The sequence below is a fragment of the Azospirillum largimobile genome (assembly GCF_977007025.2).
This window is the reverse complement of sequence record NZ_CDRMUA020000001.1, coordinates 2,692,866-2,716,607: the sequence shown is the minus strand read 5'-3', so window position 1 is coordinate 2,716,607 and position 23,742 is coordinate 2,692,866. Positions and strand designations below refer to the sequence as shown.

Annotated in this window: 20 protein-coding genes, 1 tRNA gene and 1 pseudogene; 18 read left to right on the top strand and 4 right to left on the bottom strand. The window is 67.5% G+C overall.

Annotated elements, in window-relative coordinates; genetic code table 11:
* Positions 1–62: 62 nt before the first annotated feature.
* Positions 63–139 (top strand) — tRNA-Arg (locus tag ACWPKK_RS12870).
* Positions 140–182: 43 nt separating this feature from the next.
* Here the strand turns inward: ACWPKK_RS12870 and ybaK are convergent.
* The 3 genes from ybaK to apaG form a co-directional block, all read right to left on the bottom strand.
* Complete coding sequence (gene ybaK / locus ACWPKK_RS12865) at positions 183–665, bottom strand: Cys-tRNA(Pro) deacylase (RefSeq protein ID WP_324867273.1); 483 nt, start codon at positions 663–665, stop codon at positions 183–185.
* A gap of 88 nt (positions 666–753) precedes the next feature.
* Complete coding sequence (gene folE, locus ACWPKK_RS12860) at positions 754–1,380, bottom strand: GTP cyclohydrolase I FolE (protein ID WP_414637109.1); 627 nt, start codon at positions 1,378–1,380, stop codon at positions 754–756.
* A 442-nt stretch (positions 1,381–1,822) separates the two neighbouring features.
* Positions 1,823–2,215 carry a Co2+/Mg2+ efflux protein ApaG gene (gene apaG, locus ACWPKK_RS12855; RefSeq protein WP_149223700.1) on the bottom strand — a complete coding sequence of 131 codons (393 nt, stop codon included), beginning with the start codon at positions 2,213–2,215 and terminating at the stop codon, positions 1,823–1,825.
* A 478-nt stretch (positions 2,216–2,693) separates the two neighbouring features.
* Between apaG and ACWPKK_RS12850 the strand changes: the two genes are divergently transcribed.
* The 17 genes and pseudogenes from ACWPKK_RS12850 to pnp all read left to right on the top strand — a co-directional run bounded on the left by ACWPKK_RS12850 (position 2,694) and on the right by pnp (position 22,920).
* Positions 2,694–3,398, top strand: a complete 705-nt coding sequence (locus ACWPKK_RS12850; RefSeq protein WP_452004452.1) for a GNAT family N-acetyltransferase — start codon at positions 2,694–2,696, stop codon at positions 3,396–3,398.
* Between the two features lie 192 nt (positions 3,399–3,590).
* Positions 3,591–5,000: a tRNA (N6-isopentenyl adenosine(37)-C2)-methylthiotransferase MiaB gene (gene miaB / locus ACWPKK_RS12845; RefSeq protein ID WP_452004450.1), complete on the top strand. Its 1,410-nt coding sequence runs from the start codon at positions 3,591–3,593 to the stop codon at positions 4,998–5,000.
* Between the two features lie 56 nt (positions 5,001–5,056).
* A complete protein-coding gene (locus ACWPKK_RS12840) occupies positions 5,057–6,091 on the top strand; it encodes a PhoH family protein (RefSeq protein ID WP_452004785.1) in 1,035 nt (344 codons plus the stop codon).
* Positions 6,088–6,594, top strand: coding sequence for an rRNA maturation RNase YbeY (ybeY, locus tag ACWPKK_RS12835; protein ID WP_014249225.1), 507 nt, complete (start codon positions 6,088–6,090; stop codon positions 6,592–6,594). The genes ACWPKK_RS12840 and ybeY overlap by 4 nt, the downstream gene beginning before the upstream one ends.
* A complete protein-coding gene (locus ACWPKK_RS12830; protein WP_452004447.1) occupies positions 6,591–7,547 on the top strand; it encodes a hemolysin family protein in 957 nt (318 codons plus the stop codon). Before ybeY ends, ACWPKK_RS12830 begins: the two co-directional genes overlap by 4 nt.
* Before the next feature lie 147 nt (positions 7,548–7,694).
* The gene (gene lnt / locus ACWPKK_RS12825; protein WP_452004445.1) at positions 7,695–9,308 is read left to right on the top strand and encodes an apolipoprotein N-acyltransferase; all 1,614 of its coding nucleotides are present in this window, start codon (positions 7,695–7,697) and stop codon (positions 9,306–9,308) included.
* Positions 9,309–9,438: 130 nt separating this feature from the next.
* On the top strand, positions 9,439–9,933 hold the full coding sequence (locus tag ACWPKK_RS12820; RefSeq protein WP_324867259.1) for a helix-turn-helix domain-containing protein: 495 nt from the start codon (positions 9,439–9,441) through the stop codon (positions 9,931–9,933).
* A 237-nt stretch (positions 9,934–10,170) separates the two neighbouring features.
* Entirely contained in the window at positions 10,171–11,340 is a 1,170-nt protein-coding gene (gene metK / locus ACWPKK_RS12815; RefSeq protein ID WP_324867257.1) for a methionine adenosyltransferase, read from the top strand.
* Positions 11,341–11,448: 108 nt separating this feature from the next.
* Positions 11,449–12,171 (top strand): tRNA (guanine(46)-N(7))-methyltransferase TrmB, encoded by a 723-nt coding sequence (gene trmB, locus ACWPKK_RS12810; protein ID WP_324867255.1) that lies wholly within the window; start codon positions 11,449–11,451, stop codon positions 12,169–12,171.
* 264 nt (positions 12,172–12,435) lie between these two features.
* On the top strand, positions 12,436–12,936 hold the full coding sequence (rimP, locus tag ACWPKK_RS12805; RefSeq protein WP_194913331.1) for a ribosome maturation factor RimP: 501 nt from the start codon (positions 12,436–12,438) through the stop codon (positions 12,934–12,936).
* A gap of 128 nt (positions 12,937–13,064) precedes the next feature.
* A complete protein-coding gene (nusA, locus tag ACWPKK_RS12800; RefSeq protein ID WP_452004440.1) occupies positions 13,065–14,624 on the top strand; it encodes a transcription termination factor NusA in 1,560 nt (519 codons plus the stop codon).
* Positions 14,625–14,698: 74 nt separating this feature from the next.
* The gene (locus tag ACWPKK_RS12795) at positions 14,699–15,499 is read left to right on the top strand and encodes an RNA-binding protein (protein WP_324867249.1); all 801 of its coding nucleotides are present in this window, start codon (positions 14,699–14,701) and stop codon (positions 15,497–15,499) included.
* A gap of 21 nt (positions 15,500–15,520) precedes the next feature.
* Positions 15,521–18,388 carry a translation initiation factor IF-2 gene (infB, locus tag ACWPKK_RS12790; RefSeq protein WP_452004437.1) on the top strand — a complete coding sequence of 956 codons (2,868 nt, stop codon included), beginning with the start codon at positions 15,521–15,523 and terminating at the stop codon, positions 18,386–18,388.
* Between the two features lie 238 nt (positions 18,389–18,626).
* Positions 18,627–19,094: pseudogene (rbfA, locus tag ACWPKK_RS12785) on the top strand (30S ribosome-binding factor RbfA); the annotation flags it as partial.
* Positions 19,095–19,224: 130 nt separating this feature from the next.
* Positions 19,225–20,166, top strand: coding sequence for a tRNA pseudouridine(55) synthase TruB (gene truB, locus ACWPKK_RS12780; protein ID WP_452004434.1), 942 nt, complete (start codon positions 19,225–19,227; stop codon positions 20,164–20,166).
* A 14-nt stretch (positions 20,167–20,180) separates the two neighbouring features.
* Positions 20,181–20,450 (top strand): 30S ribosomal protein S15, encoded by a 270-nt coding sequence (gene rpsO, locus ACWPKK_RS12775; protein WP_014249210.1) that lies wholly within the window; start codon positions 20,181–20,183, stop codon positions 20,448–20,450.
* 358 nt (positions 20,451–20,808) lie between these two features.
* Complete coding sequence (pnp, locus tag ACWPKK_RS12770; RefSeq protein ID WP_063635661.1) at positions 20,809–22,920, top strand: polyribonucleotide nucleotidyltransferase; 2,112 nt, start codon at positions 20,809–20,811, stop codon at positions 22,918–22,920.
* A 75-nt stretch (positions 22,921–22,995) separates the two neighbouring features.
* On the opposite strand, the gene ACWPKK_RS12765 is transcribed toward pnp, so the two are convergent.
* The gene (locus tag ACWPKK_RS12765) at positions 22,996–23,730 is read right to left on the bottom strand and encodes an SDR family oxidoreductase (protein ID WP_452004430.1); all 735 of its coding nucleotides are present in this window, start codon (positions 23,728–23,730) and stop codon (positions 22,996–22,998) included.
* Positions 23,731–23,742: the final 12 nt, after the last annotated feature.

Genomic DNA, 23,742 nt, shown 5'->3' with positions numbered 1-23,742 from the left:
CGGCTCTTCCCCCAAAAGCCACTTTCACCTTGGCAACGAAACCGTTAAGGTGCGGCGCAAGTGGCCCCGTAGCTCATCAGGATAGAGCGCGAGTTTCCTAAACTTGAGGCAGCAGGTTCGAGTCCTGCCGGGGTCACCACCGCCATTCCGGTTTCAGTCACTCCGGTTTGAGTGCGCGGCGATCAATGCGCGACGATGGCGCAGACCGTCGCCTTCGTCGCCTTCGCCAGATCGGCGGGGGCCAGCACGATCTGCAGGCCGCGCCTGCCGCCATTCACCACCATTTCCGGCAGCGCTTCGGCGCTCGCGTCGATGAAGGTCGGCAGCGCCTTCTTCTGGCCCAGCGGGCTGATGCCGCCGACCAGGAAGCCCGTGGTCTTTTCCGCCAGCGCCGGGTCGGCAAGGTCGGCCTTCTTCGCCTTGGCCGCAGTGGCGATGGCCTTCAAATCCAGCTTGGCCGCCACCGGAATGACGGCGCAGGCCAGCGCCTTGGGCTCCAGCTGGACGATCAGGGTCTTGTAGACGATGGCGGGGTCGAGCCCGAGCGATTCGGCGGCATGCAGGCCGATGGCGTCGGCCGACGGGTCGTACTCGTACTCCATCAGCCGGAAGGCGACACCCGCCGCCTTCGCCGCATTGACCGCCGGTGTCACCTTCGCCGCCATGCCCAACACCCCGTATACAGCACCGCTCACTGACAGATAGCGGCGGGAGCTTGGCAGGCGGCGTTATGGGTGTAAAGGCCTCTGGAACTCACTCCATCCCGCGCGAGGTCGGGTTGCCGATCATCGTCAGGAATTCGCGGCGGGTGGAGGGATCGGTGCGGAAGGCGCCCAGCATGCGGCTGGTCACCATGGTTACGCCGGTCTTGTGCACGCCGCGGGTCGTCATGCACTGGTGCTGCGCCTCGACCACCACGGCGACGCCTTCGGGCTGAAGGACCTCGTCGATGGTGTTGGCGATCTGGGCCGTCATCTTCTCCTGGATCTGCAGGCGCTTGCCATAAGCCTCGACCAGGCGGGCCAGCTTGGAGATGCCGACGACGCGGCGGCGCGGCAGATAGGCGACATGCGCCTTGCCGATGATCGGCACCATGTGGTGCTCGCAATAGGACTCCACCCGGATGTCGCGCAGCACGACCATCTCGTCGTAGCCGTCCGTCTCCTCGAAGGTGCGCGACAGGATTTCCACCGGATCGATGCCGTAGCCGGCGAAGAACTCCTCGTAGGAGCGGACGACGCGGTCGGGCGTGCCGACCAGACCCTCGCGCGCCGGATCGTCGCCGGCCCAGCGGATCAGGGTCCGCACGGCTTCCTCCGCTTCCGCGCGCGACGGACGGGCGACCGCCTCCGGCAGGGGACGGCCGGGGCCGCGAAGCACGTTGTCCACGCCCTGGGGCTTGGCGAGCGGGGTCTTGGAAGCCGTCACGGGAACATCCTTTCCGTTACTGGGTAGCGCACTTGCGCAGACCGGCGGCGACAGCCGGGGCCGGGATCGCGCAACGCGCCCATCATGTCTAGCTCGATACGGAACCTGAGCCTCGGCGGATCAACCGGATGGCTGACAGGACGAAAGGACCCATTCTGCGAACGGAGTGGCCGCACCTGCCCCGCTTCGGTCGCCTGTGCCCTTCGGAAGCCCCAAGATGGGACGGGTCCTATGGCCTTCAAGCAGGATGCAAGGTACGGGCAGCCATGCGGCTTGTCAAAGCCAAGTGTTGAAAGCCTCTAAATCCACACGCATTCTATTGTATTATTTGCCTGCTTTTGATTTCCAGGATCGGCCTTGCTCAATCAGCCCTGCCTGATCCCCCTTGCCCGGATCAGTTCAGCTGCATCGGCTGGTGAGGGCTGTCGAGCGAGAAGGCCGGGATCGTCACGTCGAAGGCGCGGCCATCCGCCCCTTCCATGCCGTAGGTGCCGGCCATGATGCCGGACGGCGTGCCGAGCGGCGTGCCGCTGGTGTATTCGAAATGGTCGCCCGGCTCCAGGACCGGCTGCTCGCCGACCACACCGGGCCCCCGCACCTCCTGCACGCGGCCCATGGCGTCGGTGATGCGCCAGTGGCGGGTGCGCAGCTGCACCGTCTCGCTGCCCTCGTTCTCGATGCGGACATGATAGGCCCAGACGAAGCGGCCCTCGGCCGGGGCCGACTGGTCTTCCAGGAACACGGGCTGGACGGTGACGCGGATGTCGTTGGTGACGGCGGTGTACATGTCTGGCGATCCTGGCAGACGATCCGAAGACGGCGCCGGCCGAGAAAGGGCCGGCGGCTGGGGAGTCCGGGTGGCTGGGCGGCGGTTCAGCGCAGAATAAAGTCGCCCTTCCCCACTGTCCAGAACCCGGCCGGACAATCCTCCGACATCCCTGTCCCCGGCCCGCACCGTGCCCGCACTGTGATGGATACAGTCATGCATCATCGCCGGGTCTCCACGGTCTTGCGACAGGGGGGCGACGATGATATATGCGCAAGTCCCAGCAACGGCCGAAGAGCCTTGTCCATGTCTCGTTCGCACGCCCTTCGCATCCGACGACGGAGCCTCGCACCGCGCATTGCGGTTGCGGCCGTCCTTGGGTCGCGTGCGAACGCCAAAGGCACAACGGGGACCTGACACCCCCGGCCTTCCGGCGGCGGCGCGATCCGCCCTTCAGAAGCCTTCTGAGAAGACCTTCTTCCCGCCGGGAGCCCCACGCATGATCATCACCGTCGAAGAGCCGAAGCACGCCGCCGCCATCGAAGCCCTGCTGGACGCGTCGTTCGGCCCGGACCGCTTCACCAAGACCGCCTACCGGCTGCGCGACGGCGTCGACTCCATCCCCGCCCTGAACCTCGTCGCCATCGAGCATGACGAGCATGGGCGCGAGGTGGTGGTGGGCACCATCCGCTACTGGCCGATCCTGGTCGGCGGCGCCACCCAATCCATCCTGCTCGGCCCCATCGCGGTCGCCGCCCACCTGCAGGGCAGCGGGCTCGGCAGCAAGCTGATCCGGATGAGCCTGAACAAGGCGGTGGCGCTGGGCCACAAGTCGGTGATCCTGGTCGGCGATGCCCCCTATTACGAGCGGTTCGGCTTCTCCCGCGCCCTGACGCTTGGCATGGAGATGCCGGGTCCGGTCGACATGAACCGGCTGCTGGGACTGGAACTGGTCGAGGGCGCGCTGTCGGGTGCCGCCGGCATGATCGGCAAGCCGGAACCGGCCGATGCACAGGACTCCGCCATCGGCGCCACTCCGGTGCTGGTGCAGGCCCTCGACATGCCGGCCGGCATCCAGACGGGAGACACCCCCGTCCCTTTCAGCGCCCTGTTCAACCGGACGGCGGCGGAGCGAATCTGGACTGATCGCGTGCGGCGGACCGACTGGTTCTGGCGCGGCGGGCTGCAGGCCGGGGCGGCGTGAACATTCGGGCCCTTGGTTCGGATTGTGGAAACGCCCTGTTTGCAAATAGGGGTGGGGTGAAGCGGGATTGACTCGATTCGCCCCACACGCGATACCATCTTTTCAGGAGCGACGCCGGACGGACGGCGCGCCGCGCGCCACGCAGCACCGTGAGCGCGCTATTCGTTTTTGTTCTGAGCGGAAGGGTGCGGGTTGACCAAGAAGCTGTTCATCAAGACCTGGGGCTGCCAGATGAACGTGTACGACTCCGCCCGGATGGCGGACGTCCTGGCACCGCTGGGCTACCAACCGGTCGATGAGCCGGACGGCGCCGACATGGTGATCCTGAACACCTGCCACATCCGCGAGAAGGCGGCCGAGAAGGTCTTTTCCGAGCTTGGCCGCCTGCGCCAGATGAAGGACCGCAAGGCGGAAGCCGAGGACGGCCGGATGATCCTGGCGGTCGCCGGCTGCGTCGCCCAGGCCGAAGGCGAGGAGATCGTCGCCCGCGCCCCCTTCGTCGACATGGTCTTCGGCCCGCAGACCTACCACACCCTGCCGGAGATGGTGGCGAAGGCCAGCCGCGCCGCCGGCAGCGTGCTGAACACCGATTTCCCGGCTGAATCCAAGTTCGACTTCCTGCCGGAGGAAGCCGGCAGCCAGGGAGTGTCCGCCTTCCTGGCGGTGCAGGAGGGCTGCGACAAGTTCTGCACCTTCTGCGTGGTGCCCTACACCCGCGGCGCGGAGTTCTCCCGCCCGGCCGCCCAGATCGTTGCGGAAGCAAGACGGCTCGTCTCCGGCGGCACGCGCGAGATCAACCTGCTGGGCCAGAACGTCAACGCCTGGCACGGCGACGGGCCGGACGGCGCCACCTGGGGCCTCGGCCGGCTGGTCCGCGAACTGGCGGAGATCGACGGGCTGGAGCGCATCCGCTACACCACCTCGCACCCCCGCGACATGGCCGACGACCTGATCCGCGCCCATGCCGAAGTGCCGCAACTGATGCCCTACCTGCATCTGCCGGTGCAGGCGGGGTCCGATCGCATCCTGGCGGCGATGAACCGCAAGCACACCGCCGACGACTACCGCCGTCTGGTCGACCGGCTGCGCGCGGCCAAGCCCGATCTGGCGATGTCCGGCGACTTCATCGTCGGCTTCCCCGGCGAGAGCGACGCCGATTTCGCCGCGACGCTGAAGCTGGTCACCGAGATCGGCTATGCCCAGGCCTACTCCTTCAAATATAGCCCGCGCCCCGGCACCCCGGCCTCGGTCGAGGGATCCCAGGTGCCGGAAGAGGTGAAGGAATCCCGGCTGGCGGCGCTGCATCAGCTGCTGAACGCCCAGCAGGTCGCCTTCAACCACAGCTTCGTCGGGCGCAGCGTCCCGGTGCTGTTCGACCGGATCGGCCGCCGCGACGGCCAGCTGCTGGGCCGCAGCCCGTGGATGCAGTCGGTCCATGCCGAGGCGAACGAACGGCTGCTCGGCCGCATCGTCGAGGTGCGGGTCGATGCCGCGCTCGCCAACAGCCTCGCCGGCACCGTCATCACTACCGAAACCACGACCGGTGAGTACATCACCGCCTCTCCCTTCCAGCCAGCCGTAACCTTGGAGGCAAGCGCTTGAACGGTCTGCCCGAACGGCGTATCGACGTTCAATTCGATGACAACCGGCTGCTGCCGATGCTGTACGGGGAGCATGACCGCCACCTCGCCCGCATCGAATCCCTTCTGGGCGTGTCGCTGATTTCCCGCGGCAACACCTTGACCATCTCCGGCCCGCCCGACGCCGCCGAGACGGCGCAGGCGGCGCTGAACGGTCTGTACCAGCGGCTGACCCGCGGCCAGACCATCGACAGCGGCGAGGTCGACGGCGCCGTCCGCATGGCGACCGCCGATCCCGGGTTTGCCGGCGTGTCGGCGGGCGAGGAGCCGCGCGCCCCCGGCCAGCAGGCGACCATCACCCGTGCCGAGATCGCGCTGCGCACCCGCCGGCGCGGTCCGATCACCCCGCGTTCGCCCACCCAGGCCGCCTATCTGCAGGCATTGGCCGAGAGCGAGCTGGTCTTCGGGCTCGGTCCGGCCGGCACCGGCAAGACCTATCTGGCGGTGGCGCAGGCGGTGGCGCTGCTGACCACCGGCCAAGTCGACCGCATCGTGCTGTCGCGCCCGGCGGTCGAGGCAGGCGAGCGGCTGGGCTTCCTGCCCGGCGACCTGAAGGAGAAGGTCGATCCTTACCTGCGTCCGCTCTACGACGCGCTGCACGACATGCTGCCGGCGGAACAGGTGAAGAAGCGGCTGGAATCCGGCGAGATCGAAATCGCGCCGCTGGCTTTCATGCGCGGCCGGACGCTGGGCAACGCCTTCGTCATCTTGGACGAGGCGCAGAACACCACGCCCATGCAGATGAAGATGTTCCTGACCCGTCTCGGCGAAGGCGGGCGGATGGTCGTCACCGGCGACATCTCGCAGATCGACCTGCCGACGGGCACCCGGTCGGGCCTGCGCGACGCGCTGGACATCCTGCGCGGGGTTGAAGGGGTGCGCTTCGTCCGCTTCACCGATGCCGACGTCGTCCGCCACCCGATGGTGGCCCGCATCATCCGCGCCTACGATCAGGCCGATGTCCGCGAGGCGGCGCGCAAGCAGGCCCGCCGTACCGGTTCCGCGCCCGAAACGATCGACCGCGAGGCCGGTATCGTTGGAGATCCGGAATGACCAGCGCGGTCGATATCACTGTTTCACGTGAAGCCGGCGACTGGGCCGAGGATGCCGAGTGGCTGGCCGAGCGCGCGGCGCTCGCCGCCCTGGGCGCCGCCTATGACGACGAGGAAGGACCGGCCGAGCTGTCGGTCGTCCTGGCCGACGACGCGCTGGTCCACAGGCTGAACCGTGAGTATCGCGGCAAGGACAAGCCGACCAACGTGCTGTCCTTCGCCCTGACCGAAGCGGAAGAGCCGGAAGCGCAAGACGGCATGCCCGTCATGCTGGGCGACGTCATCCTGGCCTATGAAACGGTCGCCCGCGAAGCCTCCGAACAGCGGAAAAACTTCAAAGACCACATGACTCACCTTGTGATGCATGGTGTTCTGCATCTGCTGGGCTATGATCACGAGACGGACGACGAAGCCGAGGAGATGGAAGCGCTGGAAACCCGGTTGCTCGCCAGCTTCGGAATCGCCGACCCCTATGCCGCCAACCACCAACCGCCGGACCGATGAGCGAAATATCCGACAGTCGCACGCCCCGTGATGACCACGGGGCCGAAGACCATTCCCTGGGCCACCTGTTCAAGGGGTGGCTCCGCACCGTCTGGGGCGGCCGCGAGGATACCTCCCTGCGCGGCACGATCGAGGAACTGATCGCAGGCCTGGACGATGCCGCCAGCGAGGACGGCGAGGATTCGCTGGGATCCGGCGAGCGTGCGCTGCTGACCAACATCCTGAAGCTGCGCGACCGCACCGTCGCCGACGTGATGGTGCCGCGCGCCGACATCATCGCGGTCGAGATCGACACGCCCTTCCCCACCCTGGTCCAGCGCGTCGCCGAGGAAGGCCATTCCCGCCTGCCGGTGTTCCGCGAGACGTTGGACGACGTGGTCGGCATCATCCACATCAAGGATGTGCTGACCCTGCTGGCGAAGCAGGCGATCTCACCGGAGGGCCTGCGCCACAGGCCGGACCTGACCGGCATCATCCGCGAGGCGAAGATCGTCGCCCCCTCCATGCATGTGCTCGACCTGCTGGTGCAGATGCGCCAGACCCGCCAGCACATGGCGCTGGTGGTGGACGAGTTCGGCGGCATCGATGGCCTCGTCACCATCGAGGATCTGGTGGAGGAGATCGTCGGCGAGATCGAGGACGAGCATGACGAGGCCACGGCGCCGCGACTGGTCGAACGTCCCGACGGCAGCCTGATCGCCGACGCCCGCCTGCCCATCGAGGATTTCGAGGACCGCGTCGGCCCTGTGCTGACGGAGGAGGAGCGCGAGGACATCGACACGCTCGGCGGTCTGGTCGTCTCCATCGCCGGCCGCGTGCCCGGCCTGGGCGAGCGGCTGGTCCACCCCTCGGGCCTGGAGTTCGAGATCGTCGATGCCGACTCCCGCCGCCTGAAGCGCCTGCGCGTCCACAACGTCCCGGCCAACAGTTCGGAGCTGGCGGAGACGGCGTAACAGAAGATGGCCTGAAGAACGGGGAGGAGCACGATCCGCCCCGTCGCCACTTCCACAACCCAGCCACGCCCACAAGAACCTTGGCGCTCCCGCAAGGCGGCATTACCTATGGCCGCGCCTCCCCTTGCCGCTGCCGGAGTTTCAGCCTTGACCGCCACCGACACCCTGCCCGTCCCGGCCCGGCTGGGCCGCGTCTCCGCGCGGCTGTCCGCGCTGACCGGATGGCGCCGGATGGCCGCCGCGACGGTGCTGGGCGGGCTCGCCACGCTGGCGCTGCCGCCGGCCGGTCTTCTGCCGGTACTGTTGGTGGCGTTTCCCGGATTGATCTGGTTGCTGGACGGCGTCGGGACGAAGAAGGGCGCCTTCGCGGTCGGCTGGTTCTTCGGCTTCGGCCATCACCTGCTGGGACTCTACTGGATCAGCGCTGCGCTGTTCACCGACATCGAACGCTTCTGGTGGGCCTTGCCGCTGTCGGCGGTCGGCCTGCCGATCCTGCTGGCGATGTTCAGCGGCGGCGCCACCCTGTGCTTCCACCTGCTGCGCCGCCGTGGCTTCGGCGCCGGGCTGGCGCGGCCGCTGCTGTTCGCCGCCTGCTGGTGCCTGTGGGAATGGCTGCGCGGCCATGTCTTCACCGGTTTCCCGTGGAACCTGATCGGCTATGGCTGGGTCGGGGTGCTGCCGGTGCTGCAGAGCGTCTCGCTCTTCGGCATCTATGGCTTGACGCTGGTGACGGTGCTGGTCGCCTCGCTGCCGGCCGCCCTGCCCGACCGCGACACCGCGCCGCGCCGCGCCTGGGCCGGCGTCGCCGCCGGGTTGGCGCTGCTGGCCGTGCTCGGCGGCTGGGGAACCTGGAGGCTGGCCGGTGCGGCCGACGAACCGGTTCCGGACTTGCGGCTGCGGCTGGTCCAGGCGGCCATCGACCAGCGGCTGAAATGGGCGCCCGGCGAACGGGTGCAGAATTTCCAGAGCCACCTCGCCCTGTCGGCCGCCCCGCCGGCCGATCCCGCCGCGCCGCCGCCCAACGTCGTCATCTGGCCGGAGACCGCCGTCCCCTTCTTCATCGAGGACGACGCGCGCGTGCGTCAGGCGATGGCATCCGTCACCCCGCGCGGCGGGCTGCTGATCACCGGAGCGCCCCGCACCACCGTCGGCGAGGACGGCGAGCGGCGCTACTACAACGGCATGGTGGCGGTGGACGGCAGCGGCGCGGCGGTCGCCAGCTACGACAAGTTCCACCTCGTCCCCTTCGGCGAGTACATGCCGTTGCGGCAGTGGCTGCCGGTCGGCGCCATTGCCGGTAACGGGGCGGAGTTCTCCTCCGGGCCGGGACCGCGCACCCTGCATCTTGCGGGCAGTGCCGCCGGCCTGCCGCCCTTCAGCCCGCTGATCTGCTACGAGAGCATCTTCCCCGGTGCCGTGGTCGACGCCGCCGACCGGCCGCAATGGCTGCTGAACCTGACCAACGACGCCTGGTACGGCCGCACCGCCGGACCTCACCAGCATTTCGCCATCAACCAGGTCCGCGCGGTGGAGGAAGGGCTGCCGCTGATCCGGGTGGCGAATACGGGAATATCCGGGGTGGTGGACGCCTACGGACGTGTGCGACAATTGCTCGGTCTGGGTGAACGAGGCTTCATCGATACCACGCTGCCGAAAGCGCCATCCGGCGTCACAGCCTATGCCCGCATGGGCGACTGGATTTTCGGCATAGGGCTTCTGGGCTGTTTTCTGGCGGCCTTGGCCTCGCGATATCACCGGTGACACAGCATTACGGGCAATAGGCCCGTCACAGGCAGAACAATTTCGTGCAACCGGGTTGACCGGAGCGGACTTGACTGCATACGTGGATATGTCGTAACTAGGTTGCACAACCGTTACAGGGATAAACGAGATGCAGACTGAAACTGGGGCGCCGCGCGGGCGCCGTGCGGGTGCGGGCCGTCCGAAGACCGGAAAGCCGAATCCCATCGATGTCCATGTCGGATCCCGCGTCCGTCTCCGCCGTACGCTTCTCGGCATGAGCCAGGAAAAGCTGGGCGAGGCGATCGGCCTGACCTTCCAGCAGGTGCAGAAGTACGAACGCGGCGCCAACCGCATCGGCGCATCGCGTCTGTTCGATCTCAGCCGCGTGCTCGACGTGCCGGTCTCCTTCTTCTTCGACGACATGCCGGCCGATGCCGCCGCCGCCCGTGTCGAGGACGACGATGAGGCGGGCGCTTCGGACGAGCGGGCCGCCGCCGCCTACGAGCCCGATCCGATGGCCAAGCGCGAGACGCTGGAACTGGTCCGCGCCTATTACAAGATCAGCGACCCGTCGGTGCGCAAGCGCCTGTTCGAGTTGACGAAAGCGGTCGCCAGCGCAGCCGTGGCGGAAGCGGCGGAGTAACTCCTGCCGGTTGATGTGCGGCATGTGATACCCACCGAAAGGGGATGGCGCGGCGCGCCCGCGCTCCCCCTTCGTGTGGCGTGTGCGCTGATTGGTCCGATCCCTTACCGCCGGTAGTCTTCTTGACCGCGGGTGAATTCCTTGTCAAAACCGGTTTTGGACCGGTGTCTGCGGCCGCTGTACCGGTCTGCCGTTTCGGCTCATGAAATAGCGTGCCGCCGAATGCCGAGGTTTCCCGTGGCAAAGCTCAACTACGTCTTCACCAGCGAGTCCGTGTCGGAAGGTCATCCCGACAAGGTCTGCGACCGCATTTCCGACGCCATCGTCGATCTTTATCTTTCGCACGACCCGCAGGCCCGCGTGGCCGTCGAGACGCTCGCGACCACCAACCAGGTCGTTCTGGCCGGCGAAGTCCGCGGCCCCGACAGCATCAAGGCCGACCAGCTGGTCGAGGTCGCCCGCGCCGCGGTGAAGGACATCGGTTACGAGCAGGACGGCTTCCATTGGGAGAAGATGGACGTCAAGTGCTTCGTCCACTCCCAGTCCGCCGACATCGCGGTCGGCGTCGACGCCGCCGGCAACAAGGACGAGGGTGCCGGCGACCAGGGCATCATGTTCGGCTATGCCTGCCGCGAGACCCCGGCCCTGATGCCGGCGCCGATCTATTACAGCCACGCCATCCTGAAGTCGCTGGCCGAGGCGCGCCATTCCGGCGCCGCCCCGCAGCTGGGCCCGGACGCCAAGAGCCAGGTCACCCTGCAGTACATCGATGGCCGCCCGACCCGCGCCACCGCCATCGTGCTGTCGACCCAGCATGCCGAGGGGCTGGACCAGGACGCCGTGCGCGAGATCGTCATGCCGCACATCGTCAACTGCCTGCCGGAAGGCTGGATGTGCGACGACAAGAACCTGTACGTCAACCCGACCGGCCGTTTCGTCATCGGCGGCCCGGACGGTGACGCCGGCCTGACCGGCCGCAAGATCATCGTCGACACCTACGGCGGCGCGGCCCCGCACGGCGGCGGCGCTTTCTCCGGCAAGGACCCGACGAAGGTCGACCGTTCGGCCGCCTATGCCGCCCGCTATCTCGCCAAGAACGTCGTCGCGGCGGAACTGGCGGAGAAGTGCACGATCCAGGTCTCCTACGCCATCGGCGTGTCGAAGCCGCTGTCGGTCTATGTCGACACCCACGGCACCGGCAACGTCGACGAGGACCGTCTGTCCGACATCCTGCAGCAGCTGGTGGACCTGTCCCCGCGCGGCATCCGCACGCATCTGGGCCTGAACAAACCGATCTACGCCCGCACCGCCGCCTACGGCCATTTCGGCCGCGAGCCGGAGGTCGACGGCGGCTTCTCGTGGGAGAAGACCGATCTGGTCGGCGACCTGCGGAACGCCTTCCTCTAAGGCGCCTTCGCGGCATAGTATCCGCAGCCGATGCGGAAAAGACGGCAGGGGCTGGAAACGGCCCCTGCTTTCTTTTGCGCTTTCCTCATTTCCATGCAGCGTTCCGACATGACCGACGACAGCACCTCCGGTTCCCTTTCCGAAAGCTCCAACCGCCTGTTCGGGCGCCGCAAGGGCCGGCCGTTGCGCAAACGCCGGACGGAGCTGATCGACACACTGCTGCCGCAGCTTCAGATCGCGCTGCCGAAGCCCGGCGACAGCCTGGATCCCGCCGGGCTGTTCGACACGCCCAAGCGGGAGGTCTGGCTGGAGGTCGGGTTCGGCATGGGCCATCACCTCGCCTGGCAGGCCGAGCACAATCCGGATGTCGGCTTCATCGGCGCCGAACCCTTCATCAACGGCATCGCCGGCCTGCTGGGCATGGTCGAGGACGGCGGGTTGAGCAATGTGCGTATCCAGCCCGACGACGCCCGGCCGCTGCTGGACGCCCTGCCCGACGCCTCCATCGGCCGCGCCTTCGTGCTGTTCGCCGATCCCTGGCCCAAGAAGCGTCATGCAGACCGCCGCTTCATCGGACCGGAGAACCTGCCGCGGCTGGCCCGCGTGCTGAAGGACGGCGCGGAGCTGCGCCTGGCCAGCGACGACATGGGTCTGGTGCGCTGGATGCTTGAACACACGGTGAAGCATCCCGATTTCGAATGGACGGCGCGCCGCCCGTCGGACTGGCGCGTCCGGCCCGACGACTGGCCGGCGACCCGGTACGAGGAAAAGGCCATCGCCGCCGGCCGCAAGCCGGTCTTCATGCGGTTCGTCCGTCGCCCGCGACGTTGACGCATACCCGTTCCGCTTGAGAATCCGACCGGCAAAGCCGATCAGGCCCGAAAAGGCTTGCGGCATCGGGCGGAATGACTATATTCACCCTCTGAGAACCCATACGGATCGGCGGCCCGGGCAACCGGGCCGGCGAGACGCTTTGCGGGTGGGCTTTTGCCCACTTATTTTTTTATCAGCGTGTGGAAACGCGCGCTTTTTGAACCTTCTGTTGTGGAAACCTCGTCCGGTTCGATCCCGGCCGCAGGCTTTGGGTTAGGTGGAATGGACGCTACAGGTCGCATCGAACAGATCATCACGCCGTCGGTCGAAGCCATGGGCTATGAGGTCGTGCGCGTTCAGATCTCAGGCGGCCAGCGGTCGATTCTCCAGATCATGGCTGAGCGCGCCGACGGCGCGCCCATGACTGTCGAGGATTGCGCCGACATCAGCCGCTCCGTCTCGGCCCTGCTGGACGTGGAAGACCCGATTCGCGAAGCCTACACGCTGGAGGTCAGCTCGCCCGGCATCGACCGGCCGCTGACCCGCCTCAAGGATTTCGAGCGCTTCGCCGGCTTCGAAGCCCGGCTGGAGAGCCGCATGGCCATCGACGGCCGCAAGCGTTTCAAGGGCATGCTGAAGGGCGTCGAGGACGGCCTCGTGTGCGTCGACACCGAACAGGGACCGGCCCGGCTGGAGTTCGACAACATCCTGCGCGCCAAGCTGGTGCTGACGGACGAGTTGATCCGCGCCAGCCAGGAGCAGCAGGAGGGCCCGCAAAACTGACGGCCCGGGTCCGCCAAGGACACGCCGACAGGATGCCCGCCCCCGAAAGCCGAACCGATATCCCGCCGAACCGACCGGACATCACGCAAGACCGGCATCACACAAGACCGAGCCAGGAAGTGTAACGGATGGAATTGCTGCAAGTCGCTGACGCGGTCGCCCGCGAAAAGAACATCGACCGGGACGAAGTCCTGGAGGCGATGGAGCAGGCGATTCAGAAGGCCGGCCGCTCCAAGTACGGCCACGAGCACGACATCCGCGCCCGGATCGACCGCAAGACCGGCGACATCCATCTGACCCGCCACCTGGAGGTGGTCGAGACGGTGGAGAACGAGGCGACGCAGGTCACCCTGCCCTACGCCCAGCGCCGCAAGGCCGGCGCCAAGATCGGCGATTTCCTGGTCGACCCGCTGCCGCCGATCGATTTCGGCCGCATCGCCGCCCAGACCGCCAAGCAGGTGATCGTGCAGAAGGTGCGCGACGCCGAGCGCAAGCGCCAGTTCAACGAGTACAAGGACCGCAACGGCGAGATCGTCAACGGTCTGGTCAAGCGCGTCGAATACGGCAACGTCACCGTCGACCTGGGCCGCGCCGAAGCGATCCTGCGCCGCGACGAGCTGCTGCCACGCGAGCATTTCAAGAACGGCGACCGCGTGCGCGCCTATATCTACGACGTCCGCGAGGAACCGCGCGGGCCCCAAATCTTCCTGTCGCGCACGCATCCCATGTTCATGGCGAAGCTGTTCGCCCAGGAAGTGCCGGAAATCTACGACGGCATCATCGAGATCCGGGCGGTCGCCCGTGATCCGGGAAGCCGTGCGAAGATCGCCGTCCACAGCAACGACAGCTCCATCGACCCGGTCGGCGCCTGCGTCGGCATGCGCGGCAGCCGCGTCCAGGCGGTCGTCGGCGAGCTGCAGGGCGAGAAGATCGACATCATCCCGTGGTCGGGCGAGGCGGCGACCTTCGTCGTCAACGCGCTCGCCCCGGCCGAGGTCGCCAAGGTCGTGCTCGACGACGACAACCGCCGCATCGAGGTGGTGGTGCCCGACGACCAGCTGTCGCTGGCCATCGGCCGCCGCGGCCAGAATGTGCGCCTCGCCTCGATGCTGACCGGCTGGGACATCGACATCCTGACCGAACAGGAAGAGTCGGAGCGCCGGTCGGAGGAAATCCACAACCGCTCCGCCCTGTTCATGCAGGCCCTGGACGTCGACGACGTGATCGCCCACCTGCTGGTCGCCGAAGGCTTCACCTCGGTCGAGGAGATCGCCTTCGTCGAGACCGAGGAACTGGCCGAGATCGAAGGCTTCGACGAGTCGGTCGCCGACGAGCTCAAGCAGCGCGCCCTCGCCTTCCTGGAAGTGCAGGACGAGCAGGCGAACGAGCGTCGCCTGGAACTGGGCGTCGAGGACATCGTCGCCGAGCTGACCGGCTTCACCGCCACGCAGCTGGTGAAGCTGGGCGAGAACGGCGTAAAGACGCTGGACGATCTGGCCGATCTGGCCGGCGACGAGCTGGTGGAGATCCTGAGCAAGGACGGCGCCAAGGACGCTCCCACCGAAGAGGAAGCGAACGCGATCATCATGGCCGCGCGCGCCCACTGGTTCGAGGGTGAGGAAGAGGACGGCGCCGCCGCGGCCCCTGCGGCAGATGGCAGCGCCGGCGGTCAGGGCGCGCAGGCCTGACCGGCAGCAATGCCGGTTGGAACTGCGCCCGACAGGAACCATTATTCGGGACCGCGCGAGCGGATGACGATCGGATGACCGAACGGAACGACGAACGGACACCGACCGCCGCCGCGGATGCGGTGCCGGATCAGGAATTGGCACAGGACGAAGGTGCCGGGACGGACCGCCTGCCGGCCGACGACGAGAAGGGGCCTCTGCGCCGCTGCATCGCGTCGGGTACGGTCGGGCCGAAAGAGGGCATGATCCGCTTCGTGATCGGCCCCGACGGCGAGGTGGTGCCGGACCTGGAGGAACGTCTGCCCGGTCGCGGCCTTTGGGTCACGGCCGACAGGGATGCCCTGGCGAAAGCCATGGGGAAATCCGTTTTTGCCAAGGCGGCCCGCCGGGCGGTGAAAGTACCGCCCGATCTGGCCGAAAGGCTGGAACGGCTGCTGGAACGGCGTTGTCTGCACGCGTTGGGCCTTGCCCGCCGTGCCGGCCACGTCCTGGCAGGATACGAAAAGGTGCGCGAGGCGTTGAGGGCCAACCAGGTCGGCCGTGCGGGTCCCCCGCCGGCCCTGCTGGTCGAAGCCGCGGACGGCTCGCTGGACCAGCGCGGCAAGGTGACGGCGCTCGCGCCGTCGCTGCCGGTGATCGATCTGTTCGAGTCCTCGGCCTTGGCCGCGGCGCTGGGACGCGATCACGCGGTGCATGCCGTGGTGGCGCGAGGCAGGCTGGCCGCTGGGCTGGTCCGCGAAGCGGCACGCTTGAGGGGGCTGAAAGGTCCCCGGGGGCACCTGGACCTGAAAGGTCCCCAAGGGGATCGGGATGCGCACCAGGATTCTGATAAGGGCTTGGGAGTCGGCGATACGGCCGGCCGGCCTGCGATGTAACGTCTGACCATTCGGGAACCGATGACCGACAGCAACGACCAGGACCAGAAGAAAGTCTTGCACCTAACCGGCGCCAGCAAAGGAAAGCTGGAGTCGAAGAAGCCGGTCGAGACCCAGGTCCGGCAGAGCTTCTCCCATGGCCGGTCAAAAGCGGTGACCGTAGAGGTCAAGCGCAAGCGTCATGTTGAAAAGGGCGCCGTGCCCGGCGTCGCAGACGGCGGCGCCGCCGCGCGTCAAGCTGCCCAGGGCCTGCCCATGCGCGGTGCGCAGGGCCAACGGCCCCGCGGTGGCGGTGCCCCTGCCGGGCGCCAGCTGACCCGCGAGGAGCTGGAATCGCGCCTGCGTGCCCTTCGCGGCGCCGCGGCGTTCGAAGAGCAGCGCCGGATCGAGGCCGAGGAAGAAGCGGTGCGCGCCGAAGCCCGCGCCGCCGAGGCCGAGGCCCGCGCTGCCGAAGAGCCCGAAGTCACTCCGGCCGCCCCCTCCGAAGCCGCCGCTCCGGCCGCCGCTGAAGCTCCGGCCCAGACCGCGCCGGAAATGCCGCCGATCATTCTGGACGCCGAGACCTTGCGCCAGCGCGAGCTGGACGAGATGCGCGCCATTCAGGAAGCAGATCGCAAGGTCGCCGAAGAGGCCGAACGCCGCCGCAAGGAGGAAGAGGCCAAGCGCAAGGAAGCCGAGGAGGCCAAGCGCCGCGACGCCGAACCGCCGGCCCGCCGTGATGGCGGCCGCGACGGTGGCCGCGATGGCGCAGCCCGCGACGGTGCCCGTCCCGCCGGTGCCCGTCCTGCCGGCGACCAGCGCCCCGGTGGTGCTTCCGCCCGTCCTGCCGGCGACGCCGCTCCCGGCCGTACCCCGCCGGGTGCCGGCGCCCCGCCGGCCCGCGCCGTCGAGGAGGAGGAGGACAACCGTCGCAAGGGTGGCCGTGGCGGCGCCCCGGCCAAGGCCGCTCCGGCCCGTCCGGCCGCCAAGGCTCCCGCCGGCGCCGACCGCCGCAAGGGCACCAAGCTGACCGTCTCCCAGGCGCTCAGCGACGACGGCGGCGACCGCACCCGGTCGCTGGCTGCCGTCCGCCGTGCCCGCGAGCGTGAACGCCTGCGCCAGATGAGCCGTCAGGAGACCGCGAAGGTCACCCGCGACGTCGTCCTGCCGGAGGTCATCACCGTCCAGGAGCTGGCCAACCGCATGGCCGAGCGTGGCGCCGACGTCATCAAGGCGCTGATGCGCATGGGCGTCATGGCGACCATCAACCAGACCATCGACGCCGATACCGCCGAACTGGTCATCACCGAGTTCGGCCACCGCGTCCGCCGCGTGTCGGAGTCCGACGTCGAGATCGGCCTGCGTGCCACCGAGGAAGAGGGTGCCGTCCTGGTGCCGCGTCCGCCGGTCGTCACCATCATGGGCCACGTCGACCACGGCAAGACCTCGCTGCTCGACGCGCTGCGCCAGACCGACGTGGTGTCGGGCGAGGCCGGCGGCATCACCCAGCACATCGGCGCCTATCAGGTGCAGCTGGAGTCGGGTGCGAAGATCACCTTCATCGACACGCCGGGTCACGCCGCCTTCACCGAGATGCGTGCCCGCGGTGCCAACGTCACCGACGTGGTCGTGCTGGTGGTCGCCGCCAACGACGGCGTCATGCCGCAGACGATCGAAGCCATCCGCCACGCCAAGGCGGCCAAGGTTCCGATCATCGTCGCCATCAACAAGTGCGACCTGCCCGATGCCAAGCCGGAGCGCGTCCGTCAGGAACTGCTCCAGCACGAGCTGGTGGTCGAGGAGATGGGCGGCGACGTTCTCGACGTCGAAGTGTCGGCCAAGGCCAAGCGCAACCTGAACAAGCTGGAAGAGGCGATCCTCCTCCAGGCCGAAATCCTGGAGCTGCGGGCCAACCCCGAGCGCGCCGCCGAAGGCGTCGTCATCGAGGCGAAGCTGGAGCGTGGCCGTGGTTCGGTCGCCACCGTGCTGGTCCAGCGCGGCACGCTGAAGGTCGGTGACGTGTTCGTGACCGGTGCCGAATGGGGCCGCGTCCGTGCGCTGATCAACGACCGCGGCCAGAACGTCAACGAGGCGGCCCCGGCCGTCCCCGTCGAGGTCCTGGGCCTGAACGGCACGCCGATGGCCGGCGACGACTTCACCGTCGTCGAGTCCGAAGCCCGTGCCCGCGAGATCGCCGAGTTCCGCCAGCGCAAGAAGCGCGAAGCGGTGGTTGCGGCCTCCGCCCGCGGTTCGCTGCAGGACATGTTCAGCCGCATCCAGGCCGGCGAGGCCAAGGAACTGCCGGTCGTCATCAAGGGCGACGTGCAGGGCTCGATCGAAGCCATCGCCAGCTCGCTGGAGAAGCTCACAGCCGAGAACACCGAGGTCAAGGTCCGCGTCCTGCACAACTCGGTCGGTGCGATCAACGAGTCCGACATCACGCTGGCGAATGCGTCCAACGCGATGATCATCGGCTTCAACGTCCGCGCCAACCCGCAGGCCCGCGACCTCGCCAAGCGCGACGGCGTCGAAATCCGCTACTACTCGATCATCTACAACGTGATCGACGACGTGAAGGCGGCGCTGACCGGTCTGCTGTCTCCGACGCTGCGGGAACGCTTCATCGGCTACGCGACCATCCGCGAGGTGTTCAACATCACGAAGGTCGGCAAGGTCGCCGGTTGTATGGTCACGCAGGGTGTCGTCAAGCGCGGCGCCGGCGTCCGCCTGCTGCGCGACAACGTCGTCATTCACGAAGGCACGCTCAAGACGCTCAAGCGCTTCAAGGACGAAGTCAAGGAAGTGCGCGAGGGCTACGAGTGCGGCATGGCCTTCGAGAACTACGACAACATCCAGGCCGGCGATCAGATCGAAGCTTTCGAGATCGAGGAAATCGCTCGCGAGCTGTGACCTGTTCGGTTCGCCCGATCCCTTCCGGTTTCCCGCCGGGAAGGATCGGGTGGCCTTTTTGGTTTTGCGGGGCGCGGGATCAGTCCTGCGCCCTGTTCCTATATTGGGGTGATCGCCACCGCCTTAAGCCTGCCCAGCGGGCGGCGGTTGGGGTGGAAGACCGACAGCTCCCATATGTGTGTGATCGGCCGGTGAGCTGAAGCAGCCCGGCAAGAGACATCGACGAAAGACACGTACCATGGCCAGCAAGAAGCGCGGCGCGTTCATCGCCGGCAAGCCCCCGTCCCAACGGCAACTGCGCGTCGGCGAGGAGGTGCGCCACGCGCTTGCCGACCTGTTCCGCCGCGGTGACTTCCACGACCCGGAGCTGGCCTCGCTGAACGTCACGGTCACCGAGGTGCGGATCAGCCCCGACCTGTCCAACGCCACCGTCTTCTATTCGACGCTGGGCGGCGAGCGGATGGAGGAGGCGCAGGTCGCCCTGAAGCGGGCCGCCGCCTTCCTGCGCGGACAGGTCGCGCGCATGGTCAACCTGCGCCACGCCCCGACGCTGAGCTTCGAAGGCGACACCTCCTTCGACTACGCCCACCGCATCGACAGCATCCTGCACAGCCCGGAGGTCGCCCGCGACCTGAGCGGCCACCCGCTGGGCCGGGTCAACGGCGACGACGACCATGACGAGGATGAGGACGATTCCTGGGACGAGGAGGACGATCTCGGTCCCGATGAGTCTGACGAGGACGACGACCTCGAGGATGACGACCGCGCCATGCTCGATGACGAGGATAAAGGCGAGGACAAGGGCGAAAGCGACGACGTGAGCCGGGGCGGCCGTCGTGGCTCGTAAGCGCAAGGGCACGCCGATCCATGGCTGGATCGTGCTGGACAAGCCCGAGGGCATGACCTCCACCCAGGCGCTGTCGAAGGTGCGCCGCCTGCTGAACGCCGAGAAGGCCGGGCATGGCGGCACGCTGGACCCGCTGGCGACCGGCATCCTGCCGATCGCGCTGGGCGAGGCGACCAAGACGGTCTCCTACGCCATGGACGGCGCCAAGACCTACCGCTTCTCCATCCGCTGGGGCGAGCGGACGACCACCGACGACCGGGAAGGCGCGGTGATCGACCGCTCCGACCACCGGCCGACCACCGAGGCGATCCGCGCTGCCCTGCCCGCCTTCCTGGGCGAGATCCAGCAGGTGCCGCCGCAATTCTGCGCCATCAAGATCGACGGCGAGCGTGCCTACGACATCGCGCGCGAAGGCGACGCGGTCGATCTCGCCGCCCGCACCGTGCGCATCGACCGCTTCGAACTGGTCGAGGAACCCGACGCCGACCATGCGGTGTTCGAGGTGGATTGCGGCAAGGGCACCTACGTCCGCTCGCTGGCCCGCGACCTGTCGGAGACGCTGGGCACGGTCGGCCATGTCGGGCTTCTGCGCCGTCTGCGCGTCGGGTCCTTCACGCTGGACCGCGCGATTTCCCTGGACGAACTGGCCGCCATGGAGCAAGGTGCGGCCGTCGAACGACTTCTGTTGCCGATTGAGACCGCGCTGGACGACATCCCGGCGCTGGCCCTGACGGAAGCGGAAGCGCACCGACTGAGGCACGGCCAGACGGTGGCTCTCCTCACCCGGCAGGATCGTGAACGGCTGATGGCGGTTCAGGGTGCTGACGGTGGGGATGGCACCGTCATTGCGCTTTTCGGCGGAACGCCGGTGGCGTTGGCCCGTGTCGAGGGGGCGGAGGTCCGTCCGGTGCGCGTGCTCAACCTCACGTGATTTAGGAGACCCCGATGTCGATTACGCCCGAGCGCAAGCAAGAGCTGATCAAGGAATTTTCCCGCGGCACCAACGACACCGGTTCGCCCGAGGTCCAGGTGTCGATCCTGACGGAGCGGATCAGCAACCTGACGGAGCACCTGAAGGGCCACAAGAAGGACTTCCACTCCCGCCGTGGTCTGCTGGTGATGGTCGGTCAGCGCCGCCGTCTGCTCGACTACCTGAAGAAGAAGGATCAGTCGCGCTACGCCGCTCTGATCGAGCGTCTGGGCCTGCGCCGCTAACGGCAGCGCCGTCCCGCTGACGGGTTCGGGTTCCCCTGGCCGGCCACCGGCCGGGGGTTTCCCCAAATCAGCGGGCCATGAAGTCGAATACCGTATTCGTCGTCCACCTGTATCGTTCCGGAACACCTCATTGGTTATTGGCAATAGAAACTCGATCTTGAGCGTTTCGTAACGGACAGGCCGGCCCGATCATTCGGGGACCGGCCTTTTTTGCATCCGCAACGCCTCTATCTTGATTCGTTCAGTGCTGTTGTCGAACACCATATCTCCAGTTTTCTCGCGGGGTCCTACGACCGATGGCCCCGGCCTTGGGCGGCAATCCGGCCGTTGCAGGGTGTCGGATGGAAGGAAAAAATCCATGTTTACTGTTCATCGTAAAGAAATCGAATGGGGCGGGCGCAAGCTGGTCCTGGAAACGGGCAAGATTGCCCGTCAGGCCAACGGCGCGGTTCTGGTCACTTATGGTGACACCACCGTCCTGTGCACCGCCGTCGCCGCCAAGGCGCCGAAGCCGGGCGTCGATTTCTTCCCGCTGACCGTCAATTACCAGGAAAAGGCGTTCGCGGCCGGCAAGATCCCCGGCGGCTTCTTCAAGCGCGAAGGCCGTCCGACCGAGAAGGAAACGCTGGTCAGCCGCCTGATCGACCGCCCGATCCGTCCGCTGTTCGCCGATGGCTTCCGCAACGAGACGCAGGTCGTCTGCACCGTGCTGAGCCATGATCTGGAGAACGATCCGGACATCGTGGCGATGGTCGGCGCCTCGGCCGCCCTGACGATTTCCGGCATCCCGTTCCTGGGCCCGATCGGCGCCGCCCGCGTCGGCTACAAGAACGGCCAGTATGTGCTGAACCCGACCATGGACGAGGTCGAGGACAGCGACCTGGATCTGGTCGTCGCCGGCACCGTCGAAGGCGTGCTGATGGTCGAATCGGAAGCCAAGGAACTGACCGAAGAGGTCATGCTGGGCGCCGTCATGTTCGGCCACACCAACTTCCAGCCGGTGATCAACATGATCATCGACCTGGCCGAGGAAGCCGCCAAGGAGCCGTGGGACCTGCCGGAGCCGGCCTACGACCGCAAGGCCCTGAAGGCCCGCCTGCGCGAGACCGTCGGGTCGGACGTGGAAGCCGCCTACACCGAGACGGTCAAGCAGTCCCGCTACGAGAAGGTCGGCGCCGCCAAGGCGAAGGCGCTCGAGACGCTGGCCGAGGAATTCGACGCCCAGTCCATCGGTTTCGAGTTCAAGGAGCTGGAGGCCGACATCCTGCGCGGCGCCGTCCTGAAGACCGGCCGCCGCATCGACGGCCGCGACACCAAGACCGTGCGCCCGATCGTGTCGGAAGTCGGCGTGCTGCCGCGCGCCCACGGTTCGGCCCTGTTCACCCGCGGCGAGACCCAGGCGCTGGTCGTCACCACGCTGGGCACCAGCCAGGACGAGCAGATCATCGACGCGCTCGAGGGCGAGTACCGCGAGCACTTCATGCTGCACTACAACTTCCCTCCGTATTCGGTGGGTGAAGCCGGCCGCATGGGCAGCCCGGGCCGCCGCGAGATCGGCCACGGCAAGCTGGCGTGGCGCGCGATCCACCCGCTGCTGCCGAAGAAGGAAGACTTCCCCTACACGCTGCGCGTCGTGTCGGAAGTCACGGAGTCCAACGGCTCCTCCTCGATGGCCACCGTCTGCGGCACCTCGCTGTCGCTGATGGACGCCGGTGCCCCGCTGGCGCGTCCGGTCGCCGGCATCGCCATGGGCCTGATCAAGGAAGACCACGGCTTCGCCGTCCTATCGGACATCCTGGGTGACGAAGACCACCTGGGCGACATGGACTTCAAGGTGGCCGGCACGGAAGTCGGCGTCACCGCGCTGCAGATGGACATCAAGATCACCTCGATCACCGAGGAGATCATGAAGATCGCGCTGGGCCAGGCCAAGGACGGCCGCCTGCACATCCTGGGCGAGATGTCCAAGGCGCTGACCGGCGCCCGCGAAGGCGTCAACGAGAACGCCCCGCGCATCACCGTGATCAACATCCCGAAGGAGAAGATCCGCGACGTGATCGGCTCCGGCGGCAAGGTGATCCGCGAGATCGTGGAGCAGACCGGCGCCAAGATCGACATCGACGACGACGGCACCGTCAAGGTGTCCGCGGTCGACCAGAAGAAGTCGGACGCCGCCATCGAGTGGATCAAGGGCATCGTCGCCGAGCCGGAGATGAACGTCGTCTACACCGGCAAGGTCGTGAAGGTCGTCGATTTCGGCGCCTTCGTGAACTTCCTGGGCTCGCGCGACGGCCTCGTCCACATCTCCGAACTGGCGCAGCAGCGCGTCGGCAAGGTGTCGGACGTCGTGTCGCAGGGTGACTCGGTGAAGGTCAAGGTCATCGGCTTCGACGACCGCGGCAAGGTCAAGCTGTCGATGAAGCAGGTCGACCAGGCTACCGGCGAAGACCTGACCAAGAAGGCGGAGTGATCCGTCTCTCCCGGTTCGGGTAACGAAAAAGCCCCGGCTCGCAGGAGCCGGGGCTTTTTTCTTTCTGCGGCGCCGTCAGCGTCCGCCCGATACGTCAAGGATCGCCCCGGTCGTGTAGGATGCGGCATCGCTCAGCAGCCAGATGGCGGCCTCGGCCACCTCCTCCGCTCGCCCGGCCCGCCCGAGCGGAGCGTTGACGCCCAGGCGCTGTGCGCGGCCGGGCTGGCCTCCGCTGGCGTGGATTTCCGTGTCGATCAAACCGGGGCGGATCGCGTTAACGCGGACACCCTGCGGTCCCAGCTCTTTCGACAGCCCGACCGTCAACGTGTCCAGCGCCGCCTTCGATCCGGCATAGTCCACATACTCGAAGGGCGAACCGAGCCGGGCCGCCGCGGAGGACATCAGAACGATCGACCCCACCCCCCGCGGTGCCAGACGGCGCGCACTCTCGCGCGCACACAGATAGGCCCCGAAGACGTTCACCTCGAACACCCGGCGCATCCGCTCGGCGCTCATTTCGGTCAAGGGGCAGGATGGTGCGACGATGCCGGCGTTCACCACCACGCCGTCGAGCGGCCCGAGCTGCTGTTCCGCCGCCTCGAACATGGCGACGACATCCGCCTCGACCGCCACGTCTCCGCGCAGCGTCACGGCCCGTCCGCCGCCCGCCCGCACCGCGTCGGCCGTTTCACGGGCGGTGGTTTCGTTGCCGACATAGTTGATGCCGACCGACCAGCCGCGGCTGCCGGCCAGCAGGGCAATGGCCTTTCCGATCCCGCGCCCGCCGCCGGTGATAAGGATGGTCTTCATCAGTTCCTCTGG

What these genes read in the sequence shown, in the direction of transcription:
- ybaK (WP_324867273.1), bottom strand. Translation starts at nt 665, where the DNA reads ATGGCGGCGAAGGTGACACCGGCGGTCAATGCGGCGAAGGCGGCGGGT.
- apaG (WP_149223700.1), bottom strand. Translation starts at nt 2,215, where the DNA reads ATGTACACCGCCGTCACCAACGACATCCGCGTCACCGTCCAGCCCGTG.
- ACWPKK_RS12850 (WP_452004452.1), top strand. Translation starts at nt 2,694, where the DNA reads ATGATCATCACCGTCGAAGAGCCGAAGCACGCCGCCGCCATCGAAGCC.
- ACWPKK_RS12840 (WP_452004785.1), top strand. Translation starts at nt 5,057, where the DNA reads ATGCTGTACGGGGAGCATGACCGCCACCTCGCCCGCATCGAATCCCTT.
- ybeY (WP_014249225.1), top strand. Translation starts at nt 6,088, where the DNA reads ATGACCAGCGCGGTCGATATCACTGTTTCACGTGAAGCCGGCGACTGG.
- ACWPKK_RS12830 (WP_452004447.1), top strand. Translation starts at nt 6,591, where the DNA reads ATGAGCGAAATATCCGACAGTCGCACGCCCCGTGATGACCACGGGGCC.
- ACWPKK_RS12820 (WP_324867259.1), top strand. Translation starts at nt 9,439, where the DNA reads ATGCAGACTGAAACTGGGGCGCCGCGCGGGCGCCGTGCGGGTGCGGGC.
- trmB (WP_324867255.1), top strand. Translation starts at nt 11,449, where the DNA reads ATGACCGACGACAGCACCTCCGGTTCCCTTTCCGAAAGCTCCAACCGC.
- rimP (WP_194913331.1), top strand. Translation starts at nt 12,436, where the DNA reads ATGGACGCTACAGGTCGCATCGAACAGATCATCACGCCGTCGGTCGAA.
- nusA (WP_452004440.1), top strand. Translation starts at nt 13,065, where the DNA reads ATGGAATTGCTGCAAGTCGCTGACGCGGTCGCCCGCGAAAAGAACATC.
- ACWPKK_RS12795 (WP_324867249.1), top strand. Translation starts at nt 14,699, where the DNA reads ATGACCGAACGGAACGACGAACGGACACCGACCGCCGCCGCGGATGCG.
- infB (WP_452004437.1), top strand. Translation starts at nt 15,521, where the DNA reads ATGACCGACAGCAACGACCAGGACCAGAAGAAAGTCTTGCACCTAACC.
- rpsO (WP_014249210.1), top strand. Translation starts at nt 20,181, where the DNA reads ATGTCGATTACGCCCGAGCGCAAGCAAGAGCTGATCAAGGAATTTTCC.
- pnp (WP_063635661.1), top strand. Translation starts at nt 20,809, where the DNA reads ATGTTTACTGTTCATCGTAAAGAAATCGAATGGGGCGGGCGCAAGCTG.
- ACWPKK_RS12765 (WP_452004430.1), bottom strand. Translation starts at nt 23,730, where the DNA reads ATGAAGACCATCCTTATCACCGGCGGCGGGCGCGGGATCGGAAAGGCC.